This window comes from Anoxybacillus tengchongensis (genome assembly GCF_014201585.1).
GTDB classification, from domain to species: domain Bacteria; phylum Bacillota; class Bacilli; order Bacillales; family Anoxybacillaceae; genus Anoxybacillus; species Anoxybacillus tengchongensis.
Genome location: NZ_JACHES010000005.1, coordinates 91809 through 107524, shown reverse-complemented (window position 1 = coordinate 107524; position 15716 = coordinate 91809). Strand labels below are relative to the sequence as shown.

Below are 15716 nucleotides of genomic sequence, written 5' to 3'. Positions count from 1 at the left end.
TTAATCCCCTCCCATCGGCACAAGTAGAGCACCATCAAAAGCGTACACGTACGTTTCTGTTACTTCCTTTTTCCAAATGGCTTCAATCGCTTCCCGATATAGCGCCAATTGCCCTTTATATCGTCGCCTTAATTCCTCTTTCGGCTCGTTCATCCACGACACACGATCTGTTTTATAGTCAATTAAAACGAGCCCGTGCTCATCTTCAAACACGCAATCAATCACCCCTTGAACGACAACTGTCTCACCGTCCATTTCGTGCGCTAAATAAAACGGCACTTCACGTTCAAGCCGCGCCGCACGTTGCATTCGTTTGCCAAGCGGCGTGTTAAAAAAGGCGACAATGCCTTCTACATCAACAGCTTTTGCTTGTTCTTCCGTTAGCCATTCACCGTGGACCATGCGTGCGATTTGCTCCTGCACCGCATCAACGGTGATTTCTTTTGTAACATCAATATGTTGCATGACCAGATGCATCATCGTTCCTCGCTCAGCTGGCGTCATCGTTTTCGCTTGTAAAAAGCGTGGACGTTCAATAAGCTCTTTTCGAAACGGTTGTTCCGCATGCCCTCCGTATATGTCACGCTGTCGTTTTAACTCCGATACGCTTTGTTTTGCTCGTAACACCGTGGCGTCCGCATACGTGTATGTCCAAAAAAGACGGCGCTTTATTTCTTGTTCATATTCGCTTTTCATTAACACAGGTTGCAGTTGTTGAATCGCTTCGACAATGTCTCGATGTTCATTCACTTGCTCATCTTCTTGTTCAAGCGAATGCGCTGACACGATGTAAATATCCCATAATGATGGATCATAAAGCACCGTTGAAGACGAACATATTCCTTGTGGGTGACGGGCTAATGCATAACCGATCCAATCCGCATAGCTTTTCGCCTTTTCAATCACATACGCAGGAAGTTCCCACGTGGATGTATAAGCGACTTCTTGCCATTTTTTCTTTTTTGTTTCGATATCTTTTGCCGTACAGACGATATATAATTTTTCTTTTGCACGCGTAAGCGCAACATACAAAATACGCATTTCTTCCGCAAGCAGTTGAAGTTTCATTTTTTTCTTTATCGCCAATTGCGCGACCGTCGGATAACTTGCTCGCCACGTCGGATGAACGAAACGCATCCCTAGTCCGAAATCTTTATCTAATATATAGTCGCCACGTAAATCTTGCATATTAAACGATTTCGCTGCACCAGCTAAAAAGACGACAGGAAATTCAAGCCCTTTACTTTTATGAATCGTCATCATGCGCACAACATCTTCTTGTTCTGTAAGCGAACGTGCCGCTCCAAAATCGTCTTCCCGCTCTTTTAATCGCTCAATAAAGCGTAAGAAGCGGAAAATGCCACGAAATGACGTTTGTTCATATTGTTTTGCCCGATCATATAACGCACGCAAATTCGCTTGCCGCTGTTTTCCACCAGGCATTCCACCGACGTAGTCGTAAAAGTTTGTATCACGATACAATTGCCAAATCAAATCGGCAAGCGGTTTTTGTCTTGCTGATGTACGCCATTCGGATAACTTTGTCAGCCACCGTTTCATTTTTTCACCGAGCGCTTCATCATCTTGAGGATGCTCGACAAAAGCAAGCAACGCCTCGTAAAAAGCCCCGTCTTTTTTCGTCAAACGAATGCGCGCCAAATCATTTTCACTCAACCCAACAATCGGAGAACGAAGCACCGCCGCAAGCGGAATGTCTTGATACGGATTGTCAATCACTTTTAAAAGCGACAACATGATCGACACTTCTGTCGCTGAAAAGTAGCCGCTAGATAGCTCCGCATACACAGGAACGTTTTGTTTACGAAATTCTTCTAACATCGCTGAAGCAGATGACATCGAGCGGCATAAAATGACGATGTCGCGATACATTAAGCGCCGTTCTCCTTTTAAACGTCGGTCATAAACGAAAAACGGCTCGGCAAGTAGTTGTTTAATTTTTTTAGCGATCCAGCGCGCTTCAAGTTGAGCAGTCGTCACATCCTCTTGTTGTTCTTCTTCGCTCTCTTCTTTTGCTTCATTTAGCCACACGCATTCAACAGGCACTTGTTTTTCAGGATAATCGTGTGCGCCAAAGCGAAGCGCAGCATCGTCGTCATAACGCATGTCGCCGATCGTTTCTGTCATGAGTTGTCGAAAAATAAAATTCGTTCCGTCTAATATTTCTTTTCGGCTGCGAAAGTTTTTCGCTAAATCGATGCGAAGTCCACCATCTCCTTCTTTCGTGAAGCGACCATATTTTTGTAAAAAAAGCGACGGTTCCGCTAGACGAAAGCCGTAAATCGATTGTTTCACATCGCCAACCATAAACATGTTGCCCGTTGCTTCATCGTCGTTCGATACGAGCCGTAAAATCGATTCTTGCACCATATTCGTATCTTGATATTCGTCAACGAGCACTTCAGCAAATTGTGCTCGATAATAAAGGGCGGCTTCTGACGGCTTCAGCTCATGCTCGGGAGAATGGGCGCGTAAAATGCGTAAACAGTAATGTTCTAAGTCAGAAAAATCAACGATGCCTTTTTCATCTTTTTTCGCTTGCAATAAATTAGCAAACCGTTGCACGATTTGGACGATCGTTGCAGCAATCGGCTTCATTTCGCGCAAATGGCGAATGTATGTCGCCGGTTGAAACGAAAACAACTCTTCTGTTAAACTGCTTATTTCTTTTTTCACTTGGTCGCGCAATTTTTTTACATCGTCCACAAGCTGTTCATCATACGCTCCGTCTTTCGGCTTTCTTTTTGCAGTCGCAAACGATACGTTTTTCATTGCTTCATGCAACTTTTGCCACGACTCATGGCGCGCTTCTTTTAGCTTTGCAATGACTTGTTGATCGCTCACGAGCGTATCATGCAAATAATCGGGTCCGCCCGGCTCTTTCGTTTTTTGCAGCGCTTGCAACAATCGTTGTTCCGCTGCTTCAAACGCCAAATCGACCGCTTGAAAAAGGTAGTGAGCATACGGCAAATCGTCGATGCGTGCATGTTCTGCGACATCGTACATATCCACGATTTGTTGTAGCCATTCGTCTGGATTTGGGTGCGAACGTGAAAATTCATATAAACGCAAAATGAGCGTTTGTAAATCCGCATCCGTCCGATCGCTCGTATATCTGTCAACAACAGCTAAAAACGCTTCATCGTTTTCTGCGTAATATTGCTCAAATAATGTTTCTAACACTTCTTCTTTTAACAGCGCCATTTCCCCTTCATCAGCAATGCGAAACACCGGATCGATGCCGATGACGTAATAATATTTGCGAATGACATCTAAACAAAATGAGTGAATCGTTGAAATCGATGCTTTTTGTAAAAGACCTAGCTGCCTTCGTAAATGAAGCGAATGCGGCTCTTTTTCAAGCGCTTTTTCTAACGCTTCTCCGATGCGTTGGCGCATTTCGGCCGCTGCGGCATTTGTAAACGTCACGACAAGCAACCTATCGACATCGATCGGCTGCTCTTTATGCAATATTTTTTGAATGATGCGCTCGACAAGCACCGCCGTTTTCCCTGATCCCGCTGCTGCGGCAACGAGCGTATGCTTTCCAGTCGCATAAATTGCTTGCCATTGTTCATCTGTCCATTGACTTTCTAGTGGTTTTGGCGGAATCACATCATCACCGTTACAGAAAACTTACAAGACTGTTTCCTTCCTTGTTCATCACGCCCGATTTCGCGAAAAGCTACTCTCGTTTGCTTGGCGCTCCGAAGGCTTTACTTCCCCACTAACGTATGGGTACATGCGGTGATTCACTTGGCATATTGTTTCAAGTTGATACTAGCGTTGAGATCACGGTCGATTTCTAGCCCGCACGCTTCGCAACGGTACGTCCGTTCCGATAAAGAAAGGTGGTCTTTCACATGACCGCAACGGCTACACTTTTTGCTTGACGGATAAAACCGATCTGCCACGATCAACTCGATCCCATGCCATGCACATTTATACGTCATTTGTCGCTTAAACGCGTGGAATGTTTGTTGTTGGATTGCTTTTGATAGCTTGCGATTTTTTAACATGCCACTTGTGTTCAAGTCTTCCATCACGACATACGCTGGTTTGGCTTTCACCAACGTTGTTGTGATGTGATGGGTATAGTTAAGTTGTATATTTTTTAGCCTTCGGCGTTTTTTTAAAACAAGGAACTCAAGTTTCTTGATGTTTTCCGTTTTTCTGTAACGGAATTCACCTCCTTCTGTTTTCGTTTTATTCATTTCGTACTTTCGGGATATTCGTCTTTGCATACGCTTGATTGACTTTTCAAGTTTTTTCACTTTCGGTGTTTTGTTGATGTTTGGAAACGTCATCCCATTGCTGACGGTAGCTAACGACTTTACCCCTAAATCAATGCCGATGCCTTCGCTGTACGTTTCGTATTTGATTTCCGCTTCCTCTACACCGACCGTTAAAAACCAATAAAGTCCATCAAACACGACTCGTGGATTGACATACCTCACATGTGTCCCATGCGGAATGCGACCTCGTTCCGCAAGGCGTATCCAATTGAATGTCTGTTTCTTTTTCTTTTTGGAAGGGGTGAGTTTTTCTAGTTTCACATGCGTGTCGGTGATTTTGATTTTCGATGTATCTTGATAAAAGCTCGGTCGCGTTCGTTTTTTCGTTTTAAACTTTGGAAGCTTCGCCCTTCCTTCAAAAAAGTTTTTGTATGCTTGACACGCATCTTTGATCGCTTGTTTTGTGATGTTGTTGGAATATCCATTGAGCCAACTGTACTCTTTTGTCTGTTTCAGCTTTGTGAGCCTTTTTCTCATTTCTCCATCACTTAAAAATTTGCCGCCTTGCTTATGATTTTCTTGCTGTTGTGCTAAGGCAAAATTGTACGCCCACCTGGCAACACCCGCACATTGCAAAAGTTTCGTCTTTTGCTTATTGTTGGGCAGAAGCATGACTTTGTACGTTCGAACCATCTTCTCCCAGCCCCTTTTTAACTCTTTTGCACTTTGCTTTCGTTATAAAATAACCATCATATTTTTATACATATTTATAGATTTATCACGAACAGTTAAAACCCCTTTAACCATTCATCGATATGTTTCGGTGTTAATATGCGATATTGTTCCGCATCGACCCCTTCATCAAATTGGCACACATCGCGAAACTCGCAATATTGGCATGCTGTTTTATCTTTTTGTTTATACGGTGCAATATGCGTAACGCCTTCCATCATTTGTTCGCCTACATCGACGATAAAGCGTCGCACATGTTGCCTTAGCATCGTAAATTGTTGCTCTGTTAGCACTTTGGAATGTTGAGCAAACGTCCCATTTTTATTTAAACGGACAGGAATCACGAGAGAGCTTGTCCCCGGCTCCACGTTTTCATCCATTAGGCGAACGGTTTTTTCGTCTGCTAATACATATCCACCCATTTTAAACTGTTCTAAAAACTTTTTCTCCAACTCATGTTCGTCAAGCCATTCATTCACTTTAATCATCGGGTTATGAATCGGAAAATATAGCACGCCCGCTGGGAACGCTGATGTACCGACGAGCCGATGCGCGTATTCAAGCACGATATCTAAATACGCTAACATTTGCAACGCTAAGCCGTAATATACTTCCGTTAAATCGAGCGTCTTTTGCTTTGATTTATAGTCGATGATGCGAAGAAGTACACCTTGTTCGCTCGTTGCTTGGTCAACGCGGTCAATACGGCCGACAAACTGCAACACGGTTCCGTCGGATAACGTAAACGAAAGCGGTGGAAGCGGCTCGCCTTCACCAAATCCTAATTCGACGCCAATCGGTACAAATCCACTTCTTTTTGCGTGTTCACTTAATACGGTCGTCGCTTTCGTCATAATCGTTTGCAGTTTTTTCTTCATATATCGATAACGGTGTGTACTTAATAGCACTTCTTGTTGAATATATGGTGCAATTTGTTCAACCGCCTCATATGACAGTTGCTCGCATTGCTGTTTAGATAGTTGACTCCACGGACGCTGCTCTTGACGCAGACGATCAGCGATCACTTTTAACGCCTGATGAAACAACTGACCCATATCAGGCGCCTTTAACTGAAAGACGGTTCGTTCTTTTAACTTTAATCCATGCGCGGCAAAATGAGCGAACGGACAACGGTTAAACGTCTCCATACGTGAAATGCTCGCCTTCACTTTTTTTCCATATAACTCTTTCGCCAACTTCTTATTTAATCGTTTTGCGCGATTTTCATAAAATAACGCCCGCCCAACGACCGCGATTCGTTCTTTCCATTGCTCATGTTGCACGTATGCGTTGTATACATCCCACCATATCGGTTCGATAGCATATTGTCGCTTCCATGCTTCGAGCTGCTGCACGAGCGGACCGAGCGTTGCAACGTCGTTTGTGACATACGACAACTGTTGTTGCAGTGGAAGTACAAACGGATCCGCTCCCCATTGCATCTTTTTCACGTACGGGAACATGTCCATCAACCGCTTAATAAACATCGATGGCAATAACGTTTTTTCTTGTTCATCAGCTAGCGCATACGTGACATATAAACGTTCAGACGGGCTAACAAGCGCTAAATAAAGCAAAAAAGGTTCGTCAAGTAACCGTTCGCGACTAGCTGGAGCAACATGTAAAGAATAATGGTGCAACAATTCACGATCTGTTTCCGACAACATGCCATCATCATTTTTGCGCATCGGAATAACGCCTTCGTTTACCCCTACAAGAAATGTACAACGAATATTCGAAAGACGCGAACGATCGAAATGCGCAATTAACACTTGGTCCGTCGCTGGTGGGACGAGAGAAAACTGCAAACTTTCAAGTCCCGTTTCAATAATCGTAAAAAATGTTTCAAGCGAAAGTGATTCATCGCCTAATATTTCAACATATTCATCAAGCAAATGAATAAACGCTTGCCATACTTGCTCATGATGGCGGGCAGCGGACAAATCGCCTCTTTCTTCTGCTTCATCGCGCAAACGTTCTAATTTTTGCGGAATATGAAGCTGTTCTGCATATGCATATAGCGCCTCGCATCGCTCACGTCCTGTTTTTGCTTGCTTCAGCCGCTTTTGTAAAAGCGATAACGGCGAAATGACAAGCTTGCGCCATTCGTTTAATTGCTGTTCATATCGCTTTTCTTCATCTGTTTGTGGGGCGTGTATGCCTTCTAGCCCTTTATATTTACGATACGTCCAATGCTCCGTCCACTTATCCCCTTGTATGCCGGAAGCAAGCACATAGTTTTCAAGCTGATCCATGGCCATGCGCATCTCATGAACAGGTTGATCAAGCGAGAAAAACAAGTCTGTTTTTGCAGCACGAAACACCGCTTCATAACGAAAGTTCGTCCGCACCGCTTCCATACTTGCGCGCAAAAATTCAATAAACGGATGATCAAGCATCGGTTCTTTTTCATCAATAAAATACGGAATACGATAATCTGCAAATACCGTTTTTAACACGTCGCGATAGTCTGAAACGTTACGAATGAGCAAAGCGATGTCACGATAGCGATATCCTTCATCGCGCACAAGCTGAACAATTTCGCGCGCAATCCCTTCCATTTCTGCTCGTCGCGTTGTCGCTTCTCCGATAGCGATCGCTTCCGTTTGTTTTTCCAACTTACAAACAGGTCGTGCATCGTAATAGGCTTCAAGATGACGAAGTTCTTCATGTTTGTGACGGACGTTGTCATGAAGTTGCACGACGTTTTCAATCGCTACCCCATTTTGTAGTGCAATTTCACGCAGTTGCGCATACGTCTGCCACGTGTTGCGGAATACGTGTAACTCGTTTGGCAGCTGTTCATACGGAGCGTCTAACGTGAGCGCAATCGTCACATGCGGGCAATGAATAAATAGTCGTTCAATGACCATATATTCTTGGGGCGTAAATTCATAAAAGCCGTCCATGTAAATACGGGCACGCTTCATGTAAGAAGAATGGCGAATTTTTTCAGCAAGCAAGCGCAAATAATCCTCTGAATCGACATAATGATGCGCCATATGCTGTTCAAATTGCTCAAAAATCATTGCTGTATCTTTTAATTTATCGGCAAGCACCATTTCGTTTGCTGTCGCATGACGACGCAGCTCTTCTTCCGTTTGTTTTAATGTTGCTGGCGTGACACAATATCGTTTATATTCCGTCAACATTTGTTCCAGTTGTTCAATAAAGCCGCGTTTATCCGCCGCTTTCCGAAAGAGCTTTAACTGTTCTTTTTGCTGTTCAACAATTTTCCTTAGCAACATATGTACGCCTGTTTGTGTTAAATGATGGCGGCTCATGCCGCCTGTCTCTTGCAAGACGCGCCAAGCAAGACGTGTGAAACTAAACACTTGAGCGCGAATCATTCCTTTTATGTTTTCTTTCATTAAGGCGTATTCTGATTGAAACGTCATTTGTTCAGGAACAAGATAAATGATCGGAGCGCCATCGGGTTCATGCGCAAGTTGTTCGATCATTTCTTTTAAACACATCGTCGTTTTTCCGCTTCCTGAGCGCCCGATGATGAAGCGTACAGACATATTCGTTCATCCTTTCTTATTTTCCGTCATGCAATGCGAAACGTTGCTCGACTTTTTTTCCAATATACCAAAGGAGAAAAATGGCGACTGCCACAAACACCGTACGCATCGGTTGGCGAATAAGCGCCACCACATCATAACCAATAAAACTAATCATAAACACCATCACCATTTTTCCAAGCAAAACAGCAAGCATATATTGTTGCATCGCAATGCCCGATAGCCCTGCAACCACATTGACCGCCGCTGATGGTGTAAACGGAAAACAAAGGAGTAAAAAGAGCGGACCGAATCCGCGTCGTTCCACCCAATGCATCATGCGGCGAATCGTCGGGTGGCGATGTAAAAAGGAGAAAAATCGTTGCCTCCCGATTTTTCGAACGAGGAAAAAGACGAGAAGAGAACCCACACTCGTCCCAATCCATGAAATGAGAAATCCTTTCCAAAGACCAAATGCCGCGGCATTTGCCATAACAAAAACGAAAAGCGGCAAAAATGGTAAAAACGCCTCCGCCATCGGCAGCAATACGCCAGGAATAACGCCAAACGAACGATATTCCGCTAACATATCAAGCATATGTTTTATCGTAAACCATTGTTTTAATTCCTCTAAACTCATACTGTAACCCCTTTGCCACGTGCTCATGCTTATATTGTACAAGTTTAGAGGAAAAGAGAAAACTACTACGACCATTCCTTTTCCCGTAAGTATAATAAATACATCATTTTCCTTTCGCGTGCTTCAATTCGTTCGTTCATTTTTGTTCGCAACTGAGCCGTACGATGTAGCTGATTCACGAATGAATGATGCGAAATACATAGCTCTACGCTCACGCCATTTGAAAACGTAATGCGCGTTTTCCCACCTTGAACATGTTCATGATGACGAATATGCAAATGAGATAGCCATACACATTGAGGATTCATTGGGGAGATTGTTGGAAAAAAGAAAATTTCGTTCGTTGGTTCGACTGCAATCGGTGCTTTATGGGAAGTACCAATAATATGTCTCGCTCCATCTTTCCTTCCTCTTAAACTTGCGCCATAATACAAACAACTTTGTTCAATAATTTCCATCGGACTTTTTTTCACGATGATTTCTCCATCTTCCTCCAACGCTTTCGTCCATATTTGTTTATCACGAGAAAGCGGAAAAAGTCCCATCGTATAGCGTGTCAAATGGAGATGCTCGACAATGAGCATACAGCTCCCTCCCTCATATACACATTTCGAGAATATTATACCAAAAAATCCCCTCGTCCGTCACGAGGGGATTCGTTTTTATGCACCCGTAAATTGTTCTTCTTCTGTTGAACCTTTTAACGCCACAGTTGAGGCTTGACCGCCTGTGATGACAAGCGATACTTCGTCAAAGTAACCTGTTCCGACTTCACGTTGATGGCGTGTAGCTGTGTAGCCATATTTTTCTGCCTCAAACTCCGCTTGTTGCAATTCAGAGTAAGCCGCCATGCCGCGATCGCGATAGCCATGCGCTAACATAAACATACTGTAGTTAAGTGCATGGAATCCTGCCAATGTAACGAATTGGAACTTGTAACCCATTTTTCCGAGCTCCACTTGGAAGTTTGCGATCGTTTCGTCATCCAATTTTTTCTTCCAGTTAAATGAAGGCGAGCAGTTGTACGCAAGCAATTTGCCCGGGAATTTTTCATGAATCGCTTCCGCAAAACGACGCGCTTCTTCTAAGTTTGGCTCGCTCGTTTCGCACCAAATTAAATCTGCATACGGTGCATATGCTAATCCGCGCGCAATCGCTTGGTCTAAGCCCGCACGCGTGCGGAAGAAGCCCTCTGGCGTACGCTCACCTGTAATAAACTCTTGATCGCGCGGGTCGATGTCGCTTGTAATTAAATCTGCTGCATTTGCATCTGTGCGCGCAATTAATACGGTCGGCACACCCATAACGTCTGCCGCAAGTCGCGCCGCAATTAAGTTACGAATCGCTGTTTGCGTTGGAAGCAGCACTTTCCCACCTAAATGGCCGCACTTTTTCTCAGAAGACAATTGATCTTCAAAGTGGACGCCTGCTGCTCCTGCTTCAATCATCGCTTTCATTAGTTCAAATACGTTTAATTGACCGCCAAATCCTGCTTCCGCATCGGCAACGATTGGCAAGAAATAGTCGATATCTTCTTTTCCTTCGACGTATTGAATTTGATCGGCGCGTTGTAGCGCTTGGTTAATGCGCTTTACAACGTGCGGAACGCTGTTTGCTGGATATAAACTTTGGTCTGGATACATATGGCCCGCCAAGTTCGCATCCGCTGCCACTTGCCAACCGCTTAAATAAATCGCTTTTAAACCTGCTTTAGCTTGTTGTACCGCTTGGTTTCCTGTTAACGCTCCAAGCGCATGAACGTAATCTTCCGTATTTAATAAATGCCAAAGTTTTTCCGCTCCGCGACGCGCTAGCGTATATTCAATATCGAGCGAACCGCGCAACTTAATAACATCTTCCGCGCTATACGGGCGCGTAATCCCTTTCCACCGTTCATCCAACTGCCAACTTTCTTCTAATTGTTTCACACGTTCTTCAAACATGCTCTCTCCCCCTTGTTTTTTATCGTAAACCCCTCTGTTTTCGTGCATATGACCCCCAAAAAGTTGTGACGCTCTTTTCTCTATGTACGAGCTTTAATACATCTCCCACCCTTCTTGTTATAATACACGTTTTTCTTTTGACGTTTTTATTATATAACACAATTTTCAGAAAAGAAAGTATTTTTATGAATTTTTTTCAAAAAAATTATCCCGCTTCTATTGTTTCTCTAAAAAGATTATTCGTTCTAAAATCGTTGGATGGCTGTAACGAAATAGTTTGACGATATATGGTGGGTGTACTTGACTTAAACTTGAACGCGTCAATTGTTGAAATGTTGAGATCGCCGCTTCTTTATTTTTCGTTAGCTCAATCGCATACTTGTCCGCCGCATGTTCTTCGTAACGAGAAATGGCATTCATCGCAGGACTTGCCGCAAAACTTAATAGCGAAATCAACAGTAAAAACATCGGCAAAGATGCGAGGTCATTCCATTTTTTAATGCGACAAAACGACCCAAATCGTTTCATCATTCGTTTCATCCATCGATTCGTTAACAGCAATCCGATAAATGTGACAACAATGTATAACCCAATTCCCCAATAAATATGTTTCATGACGTAATGAGCCATTTCATGCGCCATAATAAATAAAATTTCATCTTCGCTTAACCGCTCAAGCGTCGTATCCCATAATACGATACGCGAGTTGCCGCCAATGCCCGTGACATACGCATTTAACGCATTTGTCTTTTCCGACATGTTTACTTCAAATACGTGTTCAGCCGGAATGTTCGCCTTTTCTGCTAGCGCTAAAATTTTTGCTTCTAGCTGTTTATTTTTTAGCGGATAAAAATCGTTATAAAGCGGATCGATGAAAACAGGTTGAATAAACGTTAAAAAAAGCGTAAATGGAATCGAACAAAGCCACGCGTACACCCACCATCGTTTTTCGAATTTTTTCATGAGCGTATATAATACATACACAATGACAACCATGATCACATAATTTACCCAAAAATCAATGAGCTCATCGCGCATCCAACTCGAAAACGTTTGGGTTGAAATGTTATACATTTTCGTGACGTAATAACTTGTGTAACTAAGCGGAAACGTAACAACTTGTACGAGAAGCGACAGCCAAAATACGTAAATCGCCGTTTGCATAAACCGACGTTTTGTCGTTGCCTCCGCCCACTGTTGAAAGCGCGCTGACAAACCAAACAACAACATAAAAATATAAATGACCCACTCGTATGGAACAGATAAGAAAAATAAAAAGTTTTTTACTTCCGAAAACTGTTCAGCAAGCATCAGTTCTTTTTTCGTTAAAAACGTTGCAGGATCTGCGCTTGTTCCTTTATATTGTGCTGGAATAGATGAGTCTGTCCATTGAAATAAGTAAAATGCAAAAAATAGCGCGTACATCGCATAAAGGAATAACGTCCAAAAAGCTATTTTTCTCATTGCCCTTTCCCCCTTGTCCATCGTTACTATTAGTTTAGTTTTTCATTCACCATTTAGAACAACGAAAAAATTCAAATAATTGTCACGTCCCGTTCTCCTCATTAACACGTTGATTATGTATGATGAAAGTGGGAGGGATATACGTTGAAAAAACTATATATCGGATTTTTTAGTTTACTTGCGATTTGTATTGGCATTGGTATATTTTATTTTTCTTTTTATCGGCAAGAAAAAATGGAGTTTCCAAAAGACGTGACAATGCAAACTGCATGGGGAAAACCGTACGCATTCAACAACATGGAACCGAAAGTGCGCCTATTAGAGTTTGTGTACACAAACTGTCCGGACATTTGTCCAAGTACGTCATTTCAAATGAAGCAGTTAAAAGAGAGATTAGAAAAAGACGGTTTATTTAAAACGAAAGTGGAATTTATTACAATTACGATCGATCCGAAACGCGACACACAACAAGTGATGCAAACGTATGCGAACATGTTCGGAGTAGAAAGTGATAACGAAGGATGGATTTTTTTACGAGGTAGTGAAGAAGATACAAAAAAAGTAGCAGACGCGTTTAACTTCCTATATCGCGATCCTGGAAACGGCATGCTTATTCATACAACACTCACATACTTTTTAGACGAAAACAACCGCGTCATCGACACATTCGGCATGGGCGAAAAAGGGTTTGATAAAGAGAAAGTTTATAAAGAAATTGTAAAAGAGGCGAAATAGCCTCTTTTACATTGAAAAATCAACATCTTTCGACAATAATAGACATATATTCTATTTTTCTTTGAGGAGGGGCTTGGAGTGGAAAAACATATACATATACCACATGCCCTGTTTACAAATGAACAGCTTTTGTTTAACGTCATGGACCAATTGTTTGATATCGTCTTTTTAATGAAAGTGGAAGAAGGGCCACGCTTTCGGTATGAACGTGTCAGTCCATCATCTCTCCATTTAGCGAGTTTAACAGAAAAAGATATCGGAAAATACATCGAAGATATATATGATCATCAGGTTGCAAGTCATTTAAATGAACAATATACAAAAGCATGGAAAACAAAATCGCTCGTTACCTTTCGCGATCGTATGAACGTAGAAGGAATGCGTTTTGCGGAATCTACGTTAATTCCTGTTTTAAATGAAAACGGCGAAGTCACACATATTGTCGCATGTACGCGCGAAATTACCGACATATTGCAAAAAGAAGAGCAGCTAGAAGAAGCGCTTCAATTAATTGATTCTTTATTTACTCATTCACAAGAAGCATTTATTTTATTTGATTTATTCGGACGAATCATTCGTATCAATGAAGAGGTAGAACATTTATTCGGATTGCAGAAAAAAGAACTTGTTGGAAAAACACTTTCCGAAGTCATCCCAGCGTATAAAGAAAATATCGAGCAAACATTAGCACGACTAAGCGAAGGAAAACCGTTACATGCCATTCGTTTAACAATGAAGACGAAAAACAACGACAACATATACGTTTCCGTCAATGCTTCTCCGCTGTTAGACAAAAACGGAAACATCATTGCAGGTTTTGCTAGTCTGTTGAATATTACAGATCTCATCCAAACACAAAAGCAATTAAAACAAAGCGAAAAGTTACATCGTCACATTGTTGAAGCATTTCCTGATGCAATTATCATTTGTACAGACGATAAAATCACATACGCCAATTCTGTTGCCCTTCATATGTTTAAAACATCAACGCTTGACGATTTAAAAAACAAGCCGATCCAACAATGGATCAATACAGTCCAACAACCGACCATCACAGCAATAAATGGCGAAATGATCCCCGTACACATCGACGTACTCCCATTTCCATACGAACCGAAAAGGACTGAATTGATGCTCATGAAACCAATCGAACCGATTGCCGCAAGTCAAAAAGATGAAACATATATAGAAAGAAACGAGTTTATCGAAAAGTTAACCGATCTTCTTTTTGCACATGAAGGAGTCGCTATTCTTTTAATTGACGTATACCAATTTAAATTTATTAACAGCTTTCTCGGATATGAAAACGGCAACGAGCTATTAAAACAAATCGGTACCCGTCTTCATGAAACGATTGATGCAAAAGTGATGTGGACAAGAATAAACGGGGATCAATTCATCATTGCCCTTTCGTATGAAAAACAAGACGAAGTGAACCAGCTTGCGCATACGATAAAAGAAACGCTTCAAGAACCTTACACCATCGGTAATCAATCGATTCGAATCGGGGTTCATATTGGCATTAGCTATGCATTCGACGCTCAATTGTGCGCAGAAACACTAATCAACAATGCTGAAAAAGCATTATATTTCGCAAAAATGGAAGGAACAAATATTATTAAGCCATACGAGCCGCATATGTCAAACGTTTTTACGCGAAAAATTCAACTTGAAAACGCCCTTTCATCAGCTGTAGAAAACAAAGAGCTTTTCTTACTTTATCAACCGAAAGTAAATTTCCATGCTCGCTCGTTTAGTGTAGAGGCGCTCGTTCGTTGGAAACATCCACAGTTTGGTTTTGTAAGCCCTGCAGAGTTTATTCCCATGGCAGAAGAAACGAATGCCATTTACGACATCGGAAAATGGGTGTTACGCCAAGCATGTCGCGATCTCACCTTTTTACGTCAAAGTGTAGCTGGATGTATGAAAATCGCTATCAACTTATCCGCAAAACAATTTTTAGACGAACATCTCGTCGAAGATATTCAGCATATTTTACAAGAAGAGCATTGTGACGCCTCATGCTTTATTTTCGAAATTACTGAAACAACGATTATTAAAAATCCTGAGCACGTCGTAAAAACGTTAGAACAGTTAAAACAGCTTGGCTTTTCGATTGCGGTAGACGACTTTGGCGTCAGCTACTCGTCACTTGAATATTTAAATCGTTTCCCAATCGACGAAGTGAAAATTGACCGCTCGTTTATTCAAAACATCATAAACAATGAAAAAAGCAAAGAAATTGTCAGTGCCATTATCTCTCTAGCGCATAATTTACATTTAACTGTTACCGCTGAAGGAGTCGAGACAAAACAACAAGCACAATTTTTAATTGAAAAACAGTGCGAGCAACTGCAAGGTTTTTACTTTAGCCGCCCGGTATCGCTCGAACAACTGCCAAACACGATCGTATCATTACAACAAATGGTTAACACATTATAAAATC

The 15716-nt window shown here is 42.1% G+C and carries 9 protein-coding genes; 2 read left to right on the top strand and 7 right to left on the bottom strand.

The window, feature by feature from the left end; translation table 11 throughout:
- The 7 genes from addA to HNQ82_RS07220 form a co-directional block, all read right to left on the bottom strand.
- A complete protein-coding gene (gene addA / locus HNQ82_RS07250; RefSeq protein WP_183248422.1) occupies positions 1-3633 on the bottom strand; it encodes a helicase-exonuclease AddAB subunit AddA in 3633 nt (1210 codons plus the stop codon).
- Positions 3634-3770: 137 nt separating this feature from the next.
- Positions 3771-4946 (bottom strand): RNA-guided endonuclease InsQ/TnpB family protein, encoded by a 1176-nt coding sequence (locus HNQ82_RS07245; RefSeq protein WP_183248420.1) that lies wholly within the window; start codon positions 4944-4946, stop codon positions 3771-3773.
- 95 nt (positions 4947-5041) lie between these two features.
- On the bottom strand, positions 5042-8509 hold the full coding sequence (gene addB / locus HNQ82_RS07240) for a helicase-exonuclease AddAB subunit AddB (RefSeq protein WP_183248418.1): 3468 nt from the start codon (positions 8507-8509) through the stop codon (positions 5042-5044).
- 16 nt (positions 8510-8525) lie between these two features.
- Positions 8526-9128, bottom strand: a complete 603-nt coding sequence (locus tag HNQ82_RS07235; RefSeq protein ID WP_183248416.1) for a TVP38/TMEM64 family protein — start codon at positions 9126-9128, stop codon at positions 8526-8528.
- Between the two features lie 65 nt (positions 9129-9193).
- The gene (locus HNQ82_RS07230) at positions 9194-9712 is read right to left on the bottom strand and encodes a competence protein ComK (protein ID WP_183240590.1); all 519 of its coding nucleotides are present in this window, start codon (positions 9710-9712) and stop codon (positions 9194-9196) included.
- Positions 9713-9790: 78 nt separating this feature from the next.
- Complete coding sequence (gene aceA / locus HNQ82_RS07225; protein ID WP_055440472.1) at positions 9791-11071, bottom strand: isocitrate lyase; 1281 nt, start codon at positions 11069-11071, stop codon at positions 9791-9793.
- A gap of 216 nt (positions 11072-11287) precedes the next feature.
- Positions 11288-12535 carry a M48 family metallopeptidase gene (locus HNQ82_RS07220; RefSeq protein ID WP_183248414.1) on the bottom strand — a complete coding sequence of 416 codons (1248 nt, stop codon included), beginning with the start codon at positions 12533-12535 and terminating at the stop codon, positions 11288-11290.
- Positions 12536-12679: 144 nt separating this feature from the next.
- Between HNQ82_RS07220 and HNQ82_RS07215 the strand changes: the two genes are divergently transcribed.
- Together HNQ82_RS07215 and HNQ82_RS07210 are read left to right on the top strand one after the other, a co-directional pair.
- On the top strand, positions 12680-13270 hold the full coding sequence (locus tag HNQ82_RS07215) for an SCO family protein (RefSeq protein WP_183248413.1): 591 nt from the start codon (positions 12680-12682) through the stop codon (positions 13268-13270).
- A 78-nt stretch (positions 13271-13348) separates the two neighbouring features.
- Complete coding sequence (locus tag HNQ82_RS07210) at positions 13349-15712, top strand: EAL domain-containing protein (protein ID WP_183248411.1); 2364 nt, start codon at positions 13349-13351, stop codon at positions 15710-15712.
- Positions 15713-15716: the final 4 nt, after the last annotated feature.